This window comes from Sphingopyxis sp. Geo48 (genome assembly GCF_949769155.1).
Taxonomy (GTDB): Bacteria; Pseudomonadota; Alphaproteobacteria; order Sphingomonadales; family Sphingomonadaceae; genus Sphingopyxis.
On sequence record NZ_CATKPA010000004.1, the window covers coordinates 296685 to 316364 of the forward strand.

18 protein-coding genes are annotated in these 19680 nt (G+C 62.3%); 15 read left to right on the forward strand and 3 right to left on the reverse strand.

Going from position 1 to position 19680, the window contains the following annotated elements; all coding sequences use genetic code 11:
• The first annotated feature begins 13 nt into the window (after nucleotides 1-13).
• On the forward strand, nucleotides 14-1111 hold the full coding sequence (locus QOL79_RS15535; protein WP_164975688.1) for a HigA family addiction module antitoxin: 1098 nt from the start codon (nucleotides 14-16) through the stop codon (nucleotides 1109-1111).
• Between the two features lie 47 nt (nucleotides 1112-1158).
• On the opposite strand, the gene QOL79_RS15540 is transcribed toward QOL79_RS15535, so the two are convergent.
• Nucleotides 1159-1782 carry a S24 family peptidase gene (locus QOL79_RS15540; RefSeq protein WP_124809296.1) on the reverse strand — a complete coding sequence of 208 codons (624 nt, stop codon included), beginning with the start codon at nucleotides 1780-1782 and terminating at the stop codon, nucleotides 1159-1161.
• 151 nt (nucleotides 1783-1933) lie between these two features.
• On the opposite strand from QOL79_RS15540, the gene QOL79_RS15545 reads away from it, so the two are divergent.
• Together QOL79_RS15545 and QOL79_RS15550 are read left to right on the forward strand one after the other, a co-directional pair.
• Nucleotides 1934-3004 (forward strand): IS110 family RNA-guided transposase, encoded by a 1071-nt coding sequence (locus QOL79_RS15545; RefSeq protein ID WP_223806618.1) that lies wholly within the window; start codon nucleotides 1934-1936, stop codon nucleotides 3002-3004.
• Between the two features lie 584 nt (nucleotides 3005-3588).
• Nucleotides 3589-4824: a tyrosine-type recombinase/integrase gene (locus QOL79_RS15550; protein ID WP_054588751.1), complete on the forward strand. Its 1236-nt coding sequence runs from the start codon at nucleotides 3589-3591 to the stop codon at nucleotides 4822-4824.
• On the opposite strand, the gene QOL79_RS15555 is transcribed toward QOL79_RS15550, so the two are convergent.
• Nucleotides 4821-5021 (reverse strand): MerR family transcriptional regulator, encoded by a 201-nt coding sequence (locus tag QOL79_RS15555; RefSeq protein WP_054588750.1) that lies wholly within the window; start codon nucleotides 5019-5021, stop codon nucleotides 4821-4823. The genes QOL79_RS15550 and QOL79_RS15555 overlap by 4 nt on opposite strands.
• A 427-nt stretch (nucleotides 5022-5448) precedes the next feature.
• Between QOL79_RS15555 and QOL79_RS15560 the strand changes: the two genes are divergently transcribed.
• The 11 genes from QOL79_RS15560 (at nucleotide 5449) to QOL79_RS15605 (ending at nucleotide 18510) form a co-directional block, all read left to right on the forward strand.
• Nucleotides 5449-6162 carry a DUF7146 domain-containing protein gene (locus QOL79_RS15560; protein ID WP_235588038.1) on the forward strand — a complete coding sequence of 238 codons (714 nt, stop codon included), beginning with the start codon at nucleotides 5449-5451 and terminating at the stop codon, nucleotides 6160-6162.
• Nucleotides 6163-6193: 31 nt separating this feature from the next.
• The gene (locus QOL79_RS15565) at nucleotides 6194-8215 is read left to right on the forward strand and encodes a ParB/RepB/Spo0J family partition protein (protein ID WP_054588748.1); all 2022 of its coding nucleotides are present in this window, start codon (nucleotides 6194-6196) and stop codon (nucleotides 8213-8215) included.
• A 139-nt stretch (nucleotides 8216-8354) separates the two neighbouring features.
• Nucleotides 8355-12650, forward strand: coding sequence for a strawberry notch family protein (locus QOL79_RS15570; RefSeq protein ID WP_283420066.1), 4296 nt, complete (start codon nucleotides 8355-8357; stop codon nucleotides 12648-12650).
• A 313-nt stretch (nucleotides 12651-12963) separates the two neighbouring features.
• Nucleotides 12964-13446, forward strand: a complete 483-nt coding sequence (locus tag QOL79_RS15575; protein ID WP_062769979.1) for a hypothetical protein — start codon at nucleotides 12964-12966, stop codon at nucleotides 13444-13446.
• Entirely contained in the window at nucleotides 13439-14482 is a 1044-nt protein-coding gene (locus QOL79_RS15580) for a hypothetical protein (protein WP_054588745.1), read from the forward strand. The genes QOL79_RS15575 and QOL79_RS15580 overlap by 8 nt, the downstream gene beginning before the upstream one ends.
• Before the next feature lie 50 nt (nucleotides 14483-14532).
• A complete protein-coding gene (locus QOL79_RS19610; protein ID WP_420496811.1) occupies nucleotides 14533-14757 on the forward strand; it encodes a zinc finger domain-containing protein in 225 nt (74 codons plus the stop codon).
• A gap of 33 nt (nucleotides 14758-14790) precedes the next feature.
• A complete protein-coding gene (locus tag QOL79_RS15585) occupies nucleotides 14791-15426 on the forward strand; it encodes a DUF8835 domain-containing pootine (protein ID WP_054588744.1) in 636 nt (211 codons plus the stop codon).
• 216 nt (nucleotides 15427-15642) lie between these two features.
• Nucleotides 15643-16836 carry a DUF932 domain-containing protein gene (locus QOL79_RS15590; RefSeq protein WP_283420067.1) on the forward strand — a complete coding sequence of 398 codons (1194 nt, stop codon included), beginning with the start codon at nucleotides 15643-15645 and terminating at the stop codon, nucleotides 16834-16836.
• Nucleotides 16837-16892: 56 nt separating this feature from the next.
• Nucleotides 16893-17282: a hypothetical protein gene (locus QOL79_RS15595; RefSeq protein ID WP_234715582.1), complete on the forward strand. Its 390-nt coding sequence runs from the start codon at nucleotides 16893-16895 to the stop codon at nucleotides 17280-17282.
• Between the two features lie 187 nt (nucleotides 17283-17469).
• Complete coding sequence (locus QOL79_RS15600) at nucleotides 17470-17733, forward strand: hypothetical protein (protein ID WP_058804208.1); 264 nt, start codon at nucleotides 17470-17472, stop codon at nucleotides 17731-17733.
• Between the two features lie 75 nt (nucleotides 17734-17808).
• On the forward strand, nucleotides 17809-18510 hold the full coding sequence (locus tag QOL79_RS15605; RefSeq protein ID WP_234715581.1) for a DUF5983 family protein: 702 nt from the start codon (nucleotides 17809-17811) through the stop codon (nucleotides 18508-18510).
• A 33-nt stretch (nucleotides 18511-18543) separates the two neighbouring features.
• Here the strand turns inward: QOL79_RS15605 and QOL79_RS15610 are convergent, their stop codons facing one another.
• Nucleotides 18544-18735 carry a hypothetical protein gene (locus tag QOL79_RS15610; RefSeq protein WP_054588741.1) on the reverse strand — a complete coding sequence of 64 codons (192 nt, stop codon included), beginning with the start codon at nucleotides 18733-18735 and terminating at the stop codon, nucleotides 18544-18546.
• A 292-nt stretch (nucleotides 18736-19027) separates the two neighbouring features.
• Between QOL79_RS15610 and QOL79_RS15615 the strand changes: the two genes are divergently transcribed.
• On the forward strand, nucleotides 19028-19672 hold the full coding sequence (locus tag QOL79_RS15615; RefSeq protein WP_054588740.1) for a hypothetical protein: 645 nt from the start codon (nucleotides 19028-19030) through the stop codon (nucleotides 19670-19672).
• Nucleotides 19673-19680: the final 8 nt, after the last annotated feature.

Consider the following 19680-nt stretch of genomic DNA (forward strand, 5'->3'; position numbering starts at 1 on the left):
GGAGAATGCAACGATGGCGACCGCAGCCAATCAGTTCCGACCGGACTATGCCGTTCCACCCGGCTGGATCCTCGAAGAACGCCTGGAAGTCCATGGCATGTCACAAGCTGAGTTCGCTCGGCGATGCGGGCGCTCGGCCAAGCTCATCAGCGAGATTATTGCCGGCAAGGCACCACTTGAACCGGAAACTGCAATCCAGTTCGAGAAGGTTCTCGGAGTTGACGCCGATCTGTGGCTCTCGATCGAGTCCGGTTACCAGCTCCATCGAGCCCGTGAGGCTGACGCAGCACGGGCAAAGGACGCTATCGCCTGGTCGAAGACATTCCCCATCAATGACTTGGTAAAGCGCCGCTGCTTCCCAAAGCCCGTCAATCCCGTCGACGCGGTCTCGAAGCTGCTTGCGTTCTTCGGCGTAGGATCGCTCGACGCTTGGAATAGCCAGTACGGCTTGGCGAAGGTTGCCTATCGGCACTCACCGTCGTTCAAAAGCAATGAAGTTGCGCTCGCGACCTGGCTGCGTCTCGGCGAACTCGATGCGGAGCAGCAGGAGTGTGCAGATTATAGCGAAACGCAGTTCAAGCTGGCGTTGAAGCAGATCCGTGCCCTCACGCGTGAACCCGTCGAGCGAGCCGTTCCCCTTGTGCGCGCGCTCTGCAACGAGGCCGGTGTCGCAGTCGCTTTAGTGCCGCCGCTTGCAAAGACCGCGCTTAGTGGCGCCGCATGGTGGATTTCGCCTCGTAAGCCCGTGATCCAGCTCAGTGCACGCCATAAATCAGACGACCATTTGTGGTTCAGCTTCTTTCACGAAGCCGCGCACATTCTGCTCCACAGCAAGAAGAACGTTTTCGTCGATGACAAGTCGCGCGATGGCACCGACGAGGAAAAGGAGGCCGATGCATGGGCCTGCAACACTCTCGTTCCGACTTCCGCGTGGAGACAGTTCGTCGCAACCGAACCGCGCAGCGAACGGGCGGTTCTCGACTTTGCTGACAGCCAGGGTATCGCGCCAGGCATTGTCGTCGGCATGCTTCAACACAGCGGCATCTTGCCTTGGACCCATTTGAATGGCCTGAAGATCCGCCTCAAGTGGTCAACCGGCGCCGAGGATTGAGCGGTCGTGCGCCTCGCTCTGACGGGGCAACGCTCGAGCCGGCGGATTCACGCTAGCTGCATGCCGATCCAGATGACGCGCCCTACGATCTGTATCGCGTTTCTGATTAGTCCATCCCAGTTGGGATAGTTTGGATTGTCAGTCAGTACGGCGATGCGGTTTCGCGCCGGTTCGAGCGCGATCCTTCGTACCAGCAATCCGGTATCGGCTCGGATGACGTAGAGTCCGTCGCGAGGATTTTCGTTGGCGAGATAGCGCTGAATCAGCACCTCATCGCCATCCCGCAATGTCGGATACATCGCGTCGCCTTCGATTCTGACGATCGAAACTCCCGTCGGCTTGTGACTGAGACTGCGCAGCCATGCCTCGTCGACCAGACGGACACGCCCAAGGCTATCGTCAGCATCGGTGGCGCCAAGAACCGGGATCGCAATCGTCGATAGCCCCGCGCTTTCCGGAACCTCGTCTCCGCCAAAGACAGCGGCGGGGACGCCAAAATGAACCGACAGCTGCGCGATGTCGCTGTCGTCGAGATGCGCCGGGCTACCCCGCTTGATGAACTGTTGGATGTAGGCCGCATTCCGGCTCAGCAGGCGCGAGACTGACGAATAAGATTCGCCCCGTTCCTTGATTAGCTCGTCGAGCGCGCGGCGAGGATCGAGCTTGGCCATTCCTACGATTTCCTAGAACATGTTTCGTAATTCGAAGGAGCAATCCCATTCGGCGAATCCATTTCCGATTGCTACCCTCACATTGGTTTGCGGACGTCGGAAGTTTGCAGGGCTCCTGCCGCGAGATTAAATGACGCCGCGCCAAAATGCTATGTTTTCATGGAGGATAGTGTTGGCAGGTCGGAGGTACTGGGTTGGTTTGGATACCGGAGTTGCGGAAACAGCAGTGTGCCTCATCGACGAATTCGGTGAAATCCTGTTCGAAGGAAAACGAGAAACGCATGCTGGCCAGATAAAGGATATCCTGCGCCCATTTGGTGTCGAAGCGGTGCAGCGCATCACCATCGAAGCGGGCGTAGGCACTCACATGGTGCGTGAACTCCAGGCTCAGGGCTTTCCCGTCTATGTCGCTGAGGTTCGTCGTGCCTCCAAGTTCCTCGCTATCCGGCGGCAGAAGACTGACTCCAACGATGCGAGAGGGCTTGCGGAGCTCGGCCGCGTCGGACGCACCATCGGGGCAGAGGTCTTCGTAAAGCCACTCGACTGTCAGAACTTGCGCAGCCTCCTCAATGTCCGCAAGAACCTCATTCAGCAGCGCATGAAGATCGACGCCCTGGTTCAGTCCATCGTCCGTTTGCACGGAGGAAAGCTGAAGACGAGCAGCGGGGTTGGCAGGCTCGCGAGCGGCATCGAAGATCAGCTGGAAATTCTGCGGGCGGACGGGCTCGATGTCGATGCCGACGTCCGGCCGCTCATTTCGATTGCGGAAAACCTTCGTTCGCATATTGCAGGAATGGACAAGCGGCTCCGTGCGGCAGCTCTTGCTCATCCGGTTTGTTCAAACCTCATGACCGTCCCTGGCGTCGGTCCAATCACCGCCTTGTCCTTTTACAGCGCCATCGGCGATCCGTCGCGCTTTCAGCGAACCCGCGATGTTGGCCCCTATTTCGGATTGACCCCAACAATCCATCAGTCGGGCGTTCTCGCCCGGGTCGGCCGGATCAGCAGGTTCGGTAGCAAGCTCACGCGGACTCACCTGGTTTCGGCTGCCACCGTCTTGCTGTGCTCGACAAAGACGGAAAGCGCACTGCAGGCATGGGGGCTGACACTGAGGAAGAAAGTAGGCTTGTCGAAAGCCAGGGTTGCTGTGGCTCGAAAGCTGGCGGTCGTCATGCTTCACATGTGGAAGTCTGGATCCTCCTTTGACCCGGCTCGCACATGACAAGTTCCTCCTGACGGAGGGGCAGGCCTGGACCCCGCATCGTTTTCTGGGGCTCTCACCCCGGCGTAGGTAATTGGGCCAGGCCTGCCGATCACAGCCGCCAGACTATCCATTCCAATCGCGTGTTGGACGAGATCGCCTGAGAGTACGCGGGCCAAGTTGGAACGCTTCATGAACGGTTTTCTGCGGGCCTTTCGGTCCCTACAAGGCTAGATTTTCTGCTTTTGTTCACGGTGCAAAAATGGCGGAAATCCGCCATTTTTTGAAGATTCGAGTCCTAGCAAAAGACTCGAACCTCTAAACCACACCGAAATGCGGGCTTTTGTGCGGGCCTTCGCAAAAACCACATCGTCTATGTTGCTGTTATAACACAGAAAAAATTATTCGATGCGGGTCCTCTTCTGGGCACCATCTGTTCTCCTCGGAATGTCCGAGGACGTCCAGTAAGCGGCTGGTTTCTCACCGCTTTTTCGATGAGACTCGCTGAGTGGAATCCAGGCTGATCCAGCCGGAACCATCAGCGTACCATCAGCTTTGATGGTGTTTTTGATGGTTTCGGTCAGCCTATCGAAGGTGAAACCATCATGTCGCTTACCCACATCCAGATTTCGAACGCTAAGCCCAAGGAAAAAGCCTATAAAATGGCTGACGCCGACGCCCTGTACCTCGTGGTCAGGCCGAGCGGCGCAAAAGTCTGGCGAATGAACTATCGCTATCTCGAACGGCAAAAGACGCTGTATTTCGGGTCGTGGCCCGATGTCGGCATCGCGTCCGCTCGGGAACTTCGCGACGAGGCGCGCAAGAAGCTTGTCGCCGGGCTTGATCCCGCAGCGGAGAAGAAGGTCGCGCGGATCACCCAGAAGATCGCGCAGGACAATACGTTCAAGGCGATCGCCGAGGAATGGCTGGTGAAAATCGAACGAGAAGAGCGCGCGCCAGTCACGCTTCGGAAGGTGCGATGGCTCCTCGACATCGCCGAACCGATGATCGGCAGTCGCCCGATATCGAAACTCACCGCGCAGGAAATCCTGGCCGTTCTCCGTAAAGTCGAGGCGAACGGCCGATATGAAAGCGCGCGGCGCATGCGGAGCGTGATTAGCCGAGTGTTCCGCTACGCCATTGCGACCGCAAGGGCCGACCGCGATCTGGCGGCCGATCTCCGTGGTGCGCTGATCACTCCGAAGGTGAAGCACCACGCCGCCATCACGGCCCCGAAGGAAGTCGGCGCGCTGCTCCGCGCGATCGATGGCTACGCTGGTCACGAGCTCACCGCGGTCGCGCTTCGATTGACGCCGCATCTTTTCGTCAGACCGGGCGAACTGCGCCAGGCAGAATGGGCGGAGATTGATTCCCATGATGCCGTCTGGTCGATCCCGGCAGAGAAGATGAAAATGCGCCGCTCGCTTTGCGTCCCCCTGTCACGGCAAGTTCTTGCGATGCTCGAAGAGCTCCACGCCCTTACCGGCCATGGGAGATACCTCTTTCCGTCCTTTCGGACGCCCCGCCGTTGCATGTCGGAGAATACTGTCAGCGCCGCGCTTCGGCGGCTGGGCTACAGCCGTGAGGAGATGACGGCTCATGGATTCCGCGCGACGGCCGCCACTCTCCTCAATCAGATGGGAATGTGGCACCCGGATGCGATCGAAAGGCAACTGGCACATCTCGATGCCAATGCGACGCGCCGGGTCTACACCCGCGGCGAATATTGGGACGAACGTGTTCGCATGATGCAGCATTGGTCCGATTATCTCGACGAGCTGCGCGATGGGGCGCAAATTCTGCGCCCCGCCTTCGGCAAGAGTGCGACCTCGACCGCCTAGCGGCCGATCAGGGCCTTGAGGCTCGTATAGAGGACCAGCGTGGACCGGCCGACTTTGACGACCTCAAGGTCGCCGGACACGATCAACTCGTAGATTCTTGACCGACTGAGCCCTGTCAGTTCGACTGCGGTCGGAATCCGCACGGTCAATGGCTCCATGAAGACGATTTCGGACCGTGACAAATCGAGATCCTGCATTTTCCTTGTCCTCGGGATGGATCAATGTCGCGAGCGCGGTTCCAACGCAGCATTCGCCATCGCAAGCGTGCCGGTTGCTACGCCACCTCACAATAATCAGGGCAGGATCGTGCCGTTGAGCGGTGTCGCCGCGCCGCGTGACTTCGTCACCAGGTGGCCGCGAAAAGCACGGCAGGAGAGAGGGGGAGCTTGAGCGAAGTCTGATCTGATTGCGAGAATTCCAATGTCTGTTGCCCTTTCGACTCTCCATGATTCCGAATTGGAGGCTGCCGGGGCCGCACTGGTCAGGGGCCTTGGCGGTTTCTGGCAGGGGTCGACTGGAATGTGTCGCTGCCCAGCCCACGATGACCGAACGCCGAGCCTATCGGTTCGCGTTGGCGACACCCGACTCTTGTTCAAATGCTTTGCCGGCTGCGACACGCGCGACGTGCTGCGCGCCATTCGGCGGCTCGATCCGAATGCCTTGGGCGCAAAGGGCAATGGAATCGCCAAGCAGTTCAAGCTCGACCGATGGCTGCAAAAGCGCGCCTTCGATCTTTGGAGGGTCGGACGGCCGATAAATTGGACTATCGCCGAGACCTACCTACGCAATCGGTCGATTCACATCGCGCTCGACTCTTTGCGCTTCTGCGACCGAACTCCGCTCGGCAAGGGCAAGGCGGCACGGTTTCGCCCGGCGATGCTCGCCGCCGTTACCGACGATTCCGGTCTGCTCGCCGTCCAGAGGACCTTTCTCGATGCCCGCGGGCGGCGTGCACGCGACCTTCGCCATCCTCGACGCCTGCTAGGCAACCCCTGCGCCGGTGCTGTTCGGCTCGCTTCCGCCACCGAGACGCTTGGGATTGCCGAAGGTGTCGAGACAGCGGTTTCGGCGATGATTCTGCTCGGCATCCCGGTCTGGGCGACGCTCGGCAATGAACGCCTCCCCCATGTTGCCATCCCGAAATCCGTGAACCGCCTCATCCTGCTCCCCGACAATGACAATGCGGGACGCTTGGCCGTGCCGCTTGCAACCGAGGCCTATACGGCACCCGGGCGGCAGATCGGCACGATCTGGCCGTGGCACGGGCGGAACGACTGGAACGATGTCCTACGGGAAGGAGGGAAGGGGGTGGGGGACTGGCGGCGCCGAGTGGCCTGATGGTCGGGCCTCCGCCGCCAGGAGACGGACTATGACATATCCGATCGTATACGCGCTTGCGCGTAACTGCGTCGCTTCCCCGCTGAATGTCCGAACGGAAAGCGACTCCGACGCCGACGCCGAACTGGAAGCGATGATCGGCCAAGCCGGCTTCGTGCTCCAGAACCTGATTGGCACCGCAATAAAACGCAAGAAGGACAGCTACAGCATTTTCGGCGGCGGCCGGCGTCTCGCGCGGGTTCATGCCCTGATCGAAAAGGGCCAGCTTCCCGAAGACTTCTGCGTGCCGGTTATGGTGATGCCGGACGCGAAAAACGCCATCGAGCTCAGCCTCGCTGAAAACCAGAAGCTGCCGATGACCGCCGCCGATGAATGCACGGCCTTCAAGAATATGATCGAGAAGGAAGGCAAAACCCCCGCGCAGGTTGCCGCGCGGTTCGGCAAGACCGAGCGTTTCGTGCTCGGGCGCGTTCGTCTCGCCGATCTTCACGAGACGATCTTCGAGGCGCTCCGCAAGGGCGACATCACGCTCGAGGTCGCCAAGGCCTATGGCAGCACGTCCGACACCGTTCGTCAGGCCCGTGTGTTCGAGCAGTATCAGGACAGCTATTACGGGGACGACGTCTACACCATCCGGCGCGAGCTCGCCTCCGGCAGCTATCGCGGCGGTGACCCCAAGGCGCTGCTTGTCGGCCGCGAAGCTTATCTCGAAGCGGGCGGACGGATCGACTCCGACCTCTTCTCCGACAGCGCGTCCGAAAACTGGATCGACGGTGACATACTCGACCGGCTGACGGATGAAAAACTCGCGGTCGAAGCCGAGGCTATCCGCGAACGTGAGGGTTTTGGCGAAATCCGTGCGCTGCCGACGACGCGCGTCTCCTACATCGAGCTTGACGGTCTGAGCCCGGTTCGCGGAGAGATTCCGCCACCCACGGCAGAGGATGAAGCGCGCTGCGCCGAGATCGAGGCCGAAATGACCATCATCGGCGAAGCCGCGAACGAAAGCGACGACGGCATCACCGATGATGACGAACAGCGTTATCGCGATCTGGAATCCGAACTCCGTGAAATCCAGAATCGTCCGCCGGTGTTGTCCGATGACCAGAAGGCCTCGGCGCTCGCCTTCGTCGTCCTCGGTGAGGATGGCCAGCCCCGGGTTCATCATCAGGTCTACCGAACCCCCGAAGCGATGAGCGAAACCGATGACTCGGACGATGACCGCGACGATGCGGCTCCTGGCGGAGCATCAGGCAAACCCGCGATCAGCCAGCGGCTTGCTGACGAACTCGCAACGATGAAGGCGGAACTGCTCCGCGTCCATGTCGCCAGCGACCCGCGGTTCGCGCTCGATCTCGGGACGTTCGTGATGGTCGATGCCGCGCAGCGGCGTTACGGGGCGAGCGATCTCGCGAGCGAACTGAGGGCCGATGCGGCGCCGTCGCGCGTCATCGGGTTCGAGAGCGGCACGACGGCGGCCGAGGAATGGGCTAAGCTCGAAGCCGGACTCGATCGGAGCTGGATCGACCCCGATGCCGGTGTCACTGGCCGCTACGATGCCTTCTGTGCGCTTGGTGAGGAAGCACGCGCGGCATGGCTGGGTTGGGCGATCGCCCGTACGATCCACGCCGTGCCCGCCAAGACGACCGGCAGCGATTTCGTCGACCATCTCGGCTGCAAGCTCGGGATCGATGTCGCCGCCTGGTGGCGACCGACCGCGAAGAATTACTTCAAGCGGCTCACCAAGACGACGATCCTCGACCTGTTCGCGGAAATTGGCGGCAGCGAACTCGGCCAACGCTATGGCGCGTCAAAGAAGGATCTCCTTGCATCCTCGGCCGAACAGCTCTTCGCGGGCAACATCATCGTGGAAGCCGACGTCAAGGAAAAGGCGCTCGCCTGGCTTCCCGACGCGATGCGCTTCGAGCATCCCGTCGCTGCGCTGGCGAACGACGATGCCGACCTGGAGCCTGCTGATGCCGCCGAAATAACGTTCGACGACGAAGCGGTCGGTGATGGCGACGAGGACGAACCGATCGCCGACGCGGCCTGACCCGGCAAAGCCGACCTCGATTGGGGCCGTGACCACGCGTCGCGGCCCCTTTTTCATGCCGCCTTCCACCCTGGAGGAGAGGGGGGAGGGCTGTGTGCGGCGGGGGCAGGTGCCCCGGAGCCCGTTCAGGAGATCTTCCATGACCCTTCCGCTTCTCAATCTCGCCGAGACCCCTGATTCCAGCGCCCGGGAAAAGGCCGAGCGTCTTCACGGCGTAGCGCGGGCTCTGCAATCCCGGCTCGCCGACCCGCATTCGGTCACCCGTTCGCTGCTCAAAGGGCTCATGTCGGAGGCGTTCGGCGGATCCGATGCCGACGGACACTGGTCGATGCGCGACGCCTATGATGCGCTCGAAGCGGCGCAGGCTTCGAACATGTTGTCGCTCGGTGAAGACCAGAACCCGGACTGCCCGCCCGAAGATGCCTTCGCAGCCATTCTTGCATTCGAGAAGGCGCTACCAACGCAGACCTATCGCAGCGAGCATCAAGTCGAGATGCAACAGTTCAGCACGCCAGACGCGCTGGGCTGGCTAGCGACACGTGCAGCGGCGATTACGGCCGACGACCATGTGCTCGAACCGTCGGCGGGCACCGGCATGCTCGCCGCCCGCGCGATCGCCACGGGCGCCTCCGTAACGCTCAACGAACGCGATGCCTGCCGCGCCGCACTGCTCGCTCTCGTGACGAACAGCGACGTCACCACACACGATGCCGAATTCATTCACGACCGGCTGCCGACGGATGTCCGTCCGACCGTCGTCCTGATCAATCCGCCCTTCAGCCGTAGCGAAGGCCGCGGCGAGGATCGCCATGCCGGCGCTCGCCACCTTCGCTCCGCGCTCCTCCGTCTTGCCGACGGCGGACGCTGCGTTGCGATTATGTCGCCGGGATTCGCGCACGACGGCAGCGGTGCCCGCGGCTATGTCTCGGTCGCCGAGATCGGACGTCCGCGCGTTGAGATCACCATTCTCGGCCGCCCGTACGTCAAGCATGGCACCGGCATCGCCGTTCGGCTGATCGTCTTCGACAAGGGCTGGATCGGCGAGACCGAACGCCACACCGTCGACTCGATCGAGGCGGCGCTGCCCATCGTGCTCGCGCTCCCGCCGCGATTGGGATCGTCCGATGAGCCGCCCCCGGCCACCCCGGCGGTGATCCCGTTCCGTCCGGCGCTCAAATCCGGATCGGCATCGCTCTTTTCCGGGCTCGCGAGCCCCAAGGTCATCGCGCCGTCGCGGATCGCCGCGAAGGACGATCGCGCCGAGCCGCTTGCTTACTCGGTTCGCGACGCGCCGCTTCCGGTCGGCGATCCGGTCGGCATCTACGCTCCCTGGCGGCTTGCGCGCATCGATATACCGGGCGCGACGCCGCATCCGGACAATCTCGTGGAATCGCTTGCCATGGCGTCGGTGCTGCCGCCGATCCCGCGATATCGGCCGCTCTTCCAGAAGCGGGCAAGCAGCGCGCTGTCCGACGCCCAACTCGAAGCGATCATCTATGCTGGCGATGCCTTCTCGCGCGACCTGCCGGGCCGATTCGTGCCCAACGAGGCGGGCGACCAACTCCGCGAGGATGCCGACGGGCACGCCTATCGCATGGGTTTCTTCATCGGCGACGGCACCGGCGTCGGCAAGGGCCGCGAGGGCGCCGCTATCATCCGCGACCAGTGGAACTGCGGCAACCGCCGCGCCGTCTGGATATCGAAGGGCGCGACGCTCCTTGAAGACGCGCGCCGCGACTGGACCGCGCTCGGCGGCCTTCCGATCGACATCCAGCCGCTCGATGCCTTTCCGCTTGGGCAGTCGATCGGCATGGCGAGCGGCATCCTCTTCCTCACCTATGCGACGCTCCGCTCGCAGCGTCACGATCAATGCTCACGTCTCCAGCAGATCCTCCAATGGGCGGAAGGCACTTTCGAGGGCGTGATCCTGTTCGACGAATCCCATTCGATGGGCAATGCGGCGGGCACCAAAGACGAATATCGCCAGGCCAAGGGGTCTGAACAGGGATTGGCCGGAGTGCGCCTGCAGAACGCACTGCCGCGCGCCCGGGTGGTCTATGAATCGGCCACCGGCGCCACCAAGCCCGAGAATCTGAGTTATGCCTCGCGGCTCGGGCTTTGGGGGCCCGACACGGCCTTCGTGAACCGCGACGCTTTTCTCGCTGCGATGACCGACGGCGGTATCGCGGCGATGGAAATCGTCGCCCGCGACCTCAAGTCCATGGGTCTCTACACGGCGCGTGCGCTCAGTTTCGCCGGCGTAGAATATGACCCGCTCGAGCATCGGCTGACGCCCGACCAGATAGAGATCTACGATGCCTATGCCGACGCCTGGGCGATCGTTCACCAGAACCTCGACGAGGTGCTGAAGGCGTCGAACATTGTCGACCGCATGTCGGGCGAGACGATGAATGCCATGGCCAAGGGATCGGCGCTCAGCCGGTTCGAGAGCGCCAAGCAGCGCTTCTTCTCCCAAGTGCTGATCGCGATGAAAATGCCGACCGTCGTTCGTTCGATCGAGGAGGAGCTGGCAGCAGGCCATGTCGCCGTCGTGCAATTGACCAGCACGGCCGAGGCGATCCTCGAGCGCCGCCTTGCGGGCCTTTCGCCGGACGAACGCGCCAACCTCGCGATCGACGTCTCGCCGCTCGATACGCTGATCGATTATCTGAAGACAGCCTTCCCGACGCGTCAGATGCGCGCCTTTCGCTCATCCGACGGAGCATTGCGCTCCGAGCCGATGCACGATGGCGACGGCAATGCTGTCCTCTGCCAGGAAGCGGTCGAGGCGCGCGATAATCTGGTCGAAAGCCTCTGTTCGATGCCGCCGGTCCCGGCCGCGCTCGACTTCCTTATCGCGCATTTCGGAACCGACGCGGTCGCAGAAGTCACTGGCCGCAGCCGTCGCGTTGTCATTGACGGGCAAGGCCGACAGAAGCTCGAGCGCCGCAGCGCCAGTTCCAATATCGCCGAGACCGACGCCTTCATGTCAGGACGCAAGCCGATCCTCGTCTTCTCGGAAGCGGGCGGCACCGGGCGCTCCTATCACGCCGACCTGGATTGTCCGACCGCGAACAAGCGGCGCATCCATTTCCTGCTCGAACCGGGCTGGCGCGCCGACATCGCGATCCAGGGTCTCGGCCGCACGCATCGGACGTACCAGTGGAAGCCGCCGGTGTTCCGGCCGGTCACGACTACCTGCAAGGGCGAACGCCGCTTCATCAGCACCATCGCGCGCCGTCTCGATACCCTCGGCGCGCTCACGCGCGGCCAGCGTCAGACCGGCGGCCAGAATCTATTCGACCCCGCGGATAATCTCGAAAGCAGCTATGCTCGCGAAGCGCTGACCCAATGGTATCATCTGCTCCATGCCGGCAAGCTCGCGAGCATCGGTCTCGAGAAGTTCCAGATTATCACGGGCCTGAAGCTCGTCGACGAGAATGGAACCCTGCTCGACAAGCTGCCGCCGATCCAGCGCTGGCTGAACCGCATCCTCGCGCTACGCATCGCGACCCAGGATGCCATTTTCGAGGAATATATGGGGCTCATCCAGGCCCGCGTCGACGCCGCTCGCGAGGCCGGCACGCTTGATCTTGGCGTCGAGGCGATCCGCGCCGAGCGTATCGTCGAGCTCTCGCAGCAGGTGCTGAGGGAGGATCCGGTATCCGGCGCCGAGACCCGGCTGCTCCGCCTCGAGCTTCACCTCAAACCGCGCGTCACGGGGTGGGCGCGCCTTGACAAGATCTGGGGCGATTCCGCGGATGGCCGGTCTCTGCGGAACAGCCGTTCCGGGCGCGTCGCCCTTTGCGTTCCGTCCTGGTCGATCACCGACGACGACGGGAGGCCCGTCAAGATGATGGAGCTTGTCCGCCCGACAGGTTCGAACCGCATCCAGCTTGCCGGGCTCGCGCACACGCACTGGGAGGAGATCGACCGCAAGAGCTTCCAGAGCTTCTGGGAAGCCGAAGTGACCGAGGCGCTCGACAAGGTCGATATCGAGACGATCAGTGTCGCAACGGGTCTCCTGCTCCCCGTCTGGAACAAACTGCCGCAGGACGACGTTCGTGTCTGGCGGATCGACGACGCGGCGGGGACGTCGATCCTCGGCCGCATCGTCATGCCCGGGGCGATCGAGAAGCTGCAATCGGCTTTCGGCCTCACTTCCTCGATCATGCTCACGCCTGGCGAACTGATCGAGGCTGCCCGGCATGGCGACGGCGCCTTGATCCCTGGGCTGCACGGCGCACGTCTCGTGTCGGCGATGGTGAACGACAGCCGCCGGATCGAGATCCGGGACTTCCGGCCTCAGGACCGCGAATGGCTGAAAGCGCGCGGCGCGTTCAGCGAGGTGATTGCATACAAGACCCGGCTCTTCCTCCCGGCGGGAAAGGCCGATGAAATCCTGAGCACCATCATCGCCGAGCCGCCACAGTGAAATCGAACCTCTCATAGGGAGAGGGTCATGTCGCGGGCCTATGGGCAGGTCGACCGGCAGTTCGTCGACGGTTTCGACACCGCGATGCCCGTGCTGGAAGCCGGGCGAGCATGCCGCCCGCGACCTTGCCGACCGATTGCACCATATTCGAGCTTCTCGACGAGGGGGGACTTGCTGAACTTGGCTCGTCAAACGCGGAACCTACGCGCCTCCATGCTCGCCCCGCGAAAGCAATTCTCCGGAGGAGGGAAGGGGGTGGAGCGGGGAGTGGCGGCGGAATTGTCTGCCGACCACCAAGAAGATGGAGGTTCCCATGGCAGACCGGGCATCCGCCATGATCCGGATCGGCGGCACGATTTCTCGCAATCTGATACCCGCGCTTCTCGAAGCTATCGAATGCGATGGCGGGAAAGCCGATTGGGAAGGGAATTCGATCGAGTTTTCCCATATTGCCGACGGGCATATCCTGGAGGTTTGTGCCTATGAACTGATCGGCGGTCAGTTCGAATGTGTCGAAGCCTTCTGCTGCAATCACGGCATCGCCTTCGTTCGGCGCTCGGACGCGTGTTCCGGCGCATTCGGACCCGAGCGCGCGGTTCATACGGGCGATCGGGCGCCCCGACACTACGAGGTAAATGACGCTGACCAGATCGTCCTCAATCAACGAGAGCTGAACGACCTTGGTTCGATCGCTGCGGCGAGCGCCTGGTTTCAAGCGGGCGATTTCGCTCTGCCGCCCTTGTCCATCGGAACCCGCGAAAGCCCGTCCTTGTGCCGGGAGAATGGCGATGGCTGAACATTATCTCGAGGCAAGCTTCAGCTTCGCCTGCACAGATGCCGAGCTGGCGCTGCTCAAGGAGATATTCGGGGCGGCCAGCGACATGATGAGCGGTATCGTCGCACCGGCGCCAAGCCCGAAAATCCTCGAACTCTTTCCTCCTGAAGACGAAGATGATCTGTGGAGCGGCCTTGGCACGATATTCTGCGATGCGTATTTTCCCGATTTCGGTGCCCGTTTCGAGGCGGGAACTGCGTCGATCGACGGGGTCGGTCAGATCGCGCATATCTATGGCACGCCAACCTTCCAGCCCGACCCGGTCGCAACGGTCATCCATCGGTGCTGCGCCGAATCCCTTCTTCGCGCCGCTATCGGTTTCGAATGGTCGGAAAGCTGCTCCAAACCTCGCGAGGGCGAGTTTGGCGGCGGCTGGTGCGCCATCTTCGCGGATCGCATCGAGATGCATTCGACAAGCGAGGCCTTGTCGGCGGCGCTCGGGCAGTCCGCGCCGAGCGACCCGCCTCACCTGGAACGTGATGCCTGGACCGAGTATCCAGCCCACCCGCTCGCGGATTGGAAATACCAGATCGCGAACGACGACACACGCCTTGGCTATCGGGACTGGATTGCGGCGCGCGTGCTTGGCGAGCCGCACGATACTGCCGGGGACACCGACGCGACCTCGCCTGTCCCGGAGGCGCCCGGACTCTACCTGCATCTCTATCACGGCCGCAAGGATCCCGACGAAAATCTTGAAGACTGGGGGAGCGAAGGACCGGTGATCGGCCCGCTCGCCTATGTGCACACGACCTATATGTGCGACGTCAAGTTCGCGGCGGCTCCCGATGTCATGGACCGATTCTTCCCGGCGGTCATGGCCGAATGGTGCGCACGCGGATTGTCCAACGTCGCGGGTCCGCTCTGTGATTGGCGCCTGACCATCTTCGACGACTATGTCGAATATGACGGCATCTACTATGGCGACTGGACCGTGTTCGCCGCCACGCCCAGTGAGGTCGATGAGCGGTTCGCCAAGGTGGCGAAGGCGGCGTGATGGCGCACATCGTCAAAGGCTAGGCCCTCTGCCAGAAACCGGGCTGCACAATGTCCCGGCACCGCGATCCCATTCTCGAGGTTGTCTGCCCCAACTGCCACGCCGCGGTAGGTGTCGGCTGCCGCCGGCCGAGTGGGCATAGCGGGCCATTCGTCGAATTTCACACCTCGCGCGACATCCTCGCTGACCGCGAGGGCAAGTATGGACCGTGCCCGCTCGGGCTCTGCGGTCTCGGCTGCGTTTCGCCTCAACTGGGCCTGCCGCTGTTCGATTGAACCGCGGCGCCGCCAATCGGAGAGGTTTCCGCAATGCCCGAAATCATCCCCATCACCGTCTATCAGTTCGACGAACTGGACGAGCGCGCTAAGGACAAGGCGCGCGACTGGTATCGTCAGGGCGCCTTCGACCATGACTGGTACGACTTCGTCTTCAGCGACTTCGAGGCGATCTGCGACATCCTCGGTATCACGCTTCGCACCAACCCGGTTTCCCATGTCGGAGGCACAAAGCGCGAAGAGCCGCAGATATTCTTCACGGGCTTTGCCAGCCAGGGAGACGGCGCCAGCTTTGCCGGCAGCTACGCCTATCGGCCCAGATCATCGAAAGCCATCCGGGTCTACGCGCCGCAGGATGCCAGGCTTCACCAGATCGCCGATGCGCTTCGCTACATCCAGCGCCAGCATTTCTACCGGCTCAGCGCCGATATTCGCCACCGCGGTCGCTATTACCATGAATATTGCATGGACATCGCGGTCGAGCGCGAAGGGATCGCCTTCGGTTCCCCCGCGGAAGAAACCATCATCGAAGCACTGCGCGACCTTGCCCGCTGGCTCTATCGGCGCCTCGAAAGCGAATTCGAGTATCTGACGTCCGAGCAGGCCGTAGATGAGGCGATAACCGCCAACGGATACACCTTCGTGGAGAATGGCAAGCCGTTCGGCTGACCACGTCTTTCCTTGCCTCGCTGATGGGCGTCGATGGCAAGACGGTCACGTTCTGCACCGCCTGAGGGCTGCTCAAGGCGAACCGGCGCGGTACCGACCAAACGAGCGCGCACCACGCCATCTGACTGCCGGTCGGGAGGGAAGGGGGTGGGAACGGGGCGAGCCGGTCAGTGATTTCGGTCCGGCTCGACGTTCCACTCTTGCCGGAGATTTCCCATGACCAATCTTGTCCCCGCTGCCGACCGTCCGGTCGGCGGCGCCTATCGCGTCGATATCTCCCGCGGCCGCAACATCGGCCGCGTTTCGTCCGAATGGTTCTCGCGTCCCGACGACGAGCGCTTCCTCTCGCTGACCGATCTCTATGATGTCGTTCGCGCCCGCGCCGACCGGGCAACCACGCGCGTCGTCGACAGCAAGGCGATCCGTGTCGAGGCGCGGAGCGATAGCCCCGAGCGACTCTCGCTGATGGTCCCCGACGAAGAGCGGCCCGTTGCGCCGACGAACTGGGCATTCGGACAGCTTTGCAGCCTCGTCGGCGCGCCCGCGTCCTATCTTCGCGAGCTTCCGGCTGCGCTTGCCGGCATCAATCTTCAGCACGGCCTCGTCGCGCACCGCGGCGAGCAGGTGAAACTGCTGCAGACCGACGACGGGCGGACCGAACTTCGCGCCGCGACCGGGCCCGAATATGGCCGTATCTGGGATTATGAGCTCGTGGAAGCGGTGATGAAGATCGCCGGCGACGGCATCGGGCAAACGCGGTGGAAGGTCCCCGGCGTGCTCGACTGGTCGAGCATGCACTATAATCCTTATGTCGACGTCACACGCGACACGACGACGCTTTATGCCTCCGACCGCGACGTCTTCATCTTCCTGGTCGATGACACGCACCCGATCGAGGCGGGCAAGCTACCCAATGGCGATCCCGATCTCTATTTCCGCGGCTTCTACTGCTGGAACTCCGAGGTCGGCGCGAAGACGCTCGGCATGGCGACCTTCTATCTGCGCGCCGTGTGCATGAACCGCAACCTCTGGGGCGTCGAGAATTTCGAGGAGGTGAAGATCCGCCACTCGAAATTCGCAGCCAACCGCTTCGCCCATGAAGCAGCGCCCGCGCTCGAGCATTTCGCGGACTCTTCGCCGATGCCATTCCTGAGCGGCATCAAGACCGCGCGCGAGCGCATCGTCGCCCGCAAGGATGAGGACCGCGAGACGTTCCTGCGCAAACGCGGCTTCTCGAAGCCCGAAACCGCAAAGATCGTCGCGACGGTGCTCAATGAAGAGGGCCGCCCGCCTGAGACGATCTATGATTTCGTGCAGGGCATCACGGCCTTTGCGCGCACCAGGACCAACCAGGACAGCCGGCTCGAAGTCGAGGGCAAGGCCCGCAAGCTTCTCGAAACCGCCCACTGACGTCCGAAGCCGCCGGTTCGTTCGATCCGGCGGCTTCCTTCCCATGGAGACCCGCCATGACCGATGCGCGCTACCGCTTGCTCGATACGATGCAGGACCTCATGTCCAACTATCTCCTCGACGAATGCCCCAACGATGTGACGTGGGAAGATTTTGACCCTGACATCGATGGGCTGCGTTCGAGCGTCGCGGACCTCATCGACAGGCATTGCCGAGGCGCGGTCTCAACCGCCGTCGTCGCTACCTACCTTGTCGATGTCGCATTTTTCAGCGGCGACGATTGCTTTGCGAGCGCAGTCTATACGATCGATGCTTCGACACCCGAGGGGGCGGAGCACCACGCGCTGTCGATGTCGCTCGACTGCATTTACAACGACCCGCGCATTCCGGACCTCTCGCGCGCCGCGACCGCGAGGCCGATGGACGATCCCGACGCGCCGATATGATTGTCGATCGGTCCCCACGATGGCGCGAACGGCGCTGTCGCTGGCTACCGAATGCGACGAATATCGGCCCAGGCTCCCTTTCCGTGGACGTCATCGACACGCGCCGACAGGCCTCATCCTTCGTGAAGGTCATCACTTCGCGAGATCAATGCCGGACGCCCGGCATGTCCCTTCTTGCTTTGGGAGCATGACCATTGCCGAAACGGTTCCGACGATGTTGAATCCATTCCAGCGAATTTGCGCCGTCGCATACGGTGAAGGCGACTTTGCCCACATCGAAAGCATCGAGGAGACCCACGATTTGGGCGATCCGCTCTTTGCCTTTCTCATGGCTGAGCTAGCATCGAGCGAGGGCTGTGATTGCCGGAAAGAAGCGCTGCGCCGCCTAGAAATGGCTGCAGCTGATATTCGCTGCGTTATCGACGCGATCGATCAAACGATTGTCATTTGATCGATCCAGCATGCCCAAGCGCCGTAGTTCGCCGAGTGCCGGCGCAGGCTCACATCAGCCGAACAGGATTATATCATGTCTGACATTGGCATCCGCGCCTTGGCGCAACTGCTCGCTCGTGCCCGTGCCGCCATCGAAACGCCGGCCGACCTCGATGACGCTGCCCGCGCCGCGGTGATCGAGGATATCGCTGCGTTCGAGGATTGCCTTGCGCGGGGATTGATTCCGTGGGGCTTCGACATCCACATCGGTTCAATCGATCATAAGCATGGCACCAACCATTATGCCGCGCTGACTCAGAAAGCCTTGATGGCGGAAGTCGCCGAATATTGCCGCGAGTGGTGGTCCGATATCGAAGATGGGCGCGATCCGGCGACGCTCGACGATCAAACGATCGCGGACATCTATTTCGATGATCATCCGAGCGAGAATCTCAAGACTGACCGCGTCCATATCGATCCGCTACTCGCCGACATGCAGACACTGGGCCCCGAAACCGGGCACTATTGCGTCATTGCCACGGCGCATCTGTCGACTGCGACGGCAGCCATGCTTGATGAATGGTGCGCGGCGGCAACCTCCGACCGGCCGATCAATGTTGCGAGTACCATATACGGATGGTTCGTTCCGGCGCGCGAGGTGGATGAGCCGGCGCAGGCCAAGCTACCGGCCGATCTTCTTGCCGCGATGAGATTTGCTCGTGCACATGGCTTCGACCATATCCTGTTCGACTGCGACGCTGGCAGCGTCGAGGCATTGCCGAAGCATGACTGGTGAAGCCGGTCCTTGGTATGTTTGGCGTAATTCCCATTAAGCCTGCGACCGCGCATCGAGCATTTCCAGCCGATCGGCGGCAAGCTCCGCGACATTGGCCTGGATCACATGGCCGCGATTGCGCAGGATTTCGCCGAGATCCCTGACCATCGTGATCAGATCGCCGGTCGCAAGCGGGCCATCGAGCGCGCGCAATAGATGGCGTTCTTCCTCGTCCAGTTCGCGCATCGTCATTCTCCGCGGGACGCAATTTTGGGCAGGCACGTAATCTAGCACATTCGGACGATCGTCGGCTGCGCAAATTCTCCTCTCGGCGATGAATTGCAGCGCCACGACGTGCACTGCACGAACCCGAGCCCGAGGGGCGCCCGCTCGCTTGCCTCCCGCTCGCCATCGATCGACAGATGTGGAACATCGCGGCTGCGGGCACTTGGGGTGCCTTCAATATCCCTGCGAAATGGGAGGAGAGAGGGAAGGACAGGGGCGGGCGCAATAGGCGTCCGGAGAAGGAACCTGTCCCATGTCATACGATATCGCGTTCCGCTTCCAGCAGGCGCTCGATCCTTCGGCACTCTCGACGCTGCCGGCCTGTCTCCACGCGCTGATCGCGGCGATCAAGGATTGCCGAAATGCCGGCAATCCCGACGAAACCGATCCCGCAGTACTGTTGCTCGCGCGGCATCTCGGTGCCGTTGCGGGCGCCACGGGCGGCGGCGACACCGCGCTTCGGCGCGCCTGCTTGGACCGCATCGCCGACATGCGCGGCAAATCCGCACTCGTGGTGCTGGCGCATAGGGGTGTCAGCTACGACGAGCAGGCAAAGAAGCTCTTCCATAGCGACGGCCGAAAGGCCCTGAAGCGGCTTGCCGAGGCCCTTTGCATGGAGGACGGCACCTATGATCTTCGATCGATCAAGGGCGGTATTGCCGTCAGCGGCGAGATCATCCTTCATACCGAGGAAATCTATGTCCAGCTCCGGCTTGGCATCGGATCCGGCCGTGAAGTGATGTTCCGCCGCGTCGCCGGGCGGAAGGATTATTGCGGCGACCGCAACCACTGGGCCGCGGTCGGCGAACTGCTCGAGCCTGACCGCCTCGCCGCGCGCATCCGGCGCGAACTGCACCTCGCCGAACCCGGAACGCCGCCGATGCGGCTGGTCGCTTGAGGAGAACG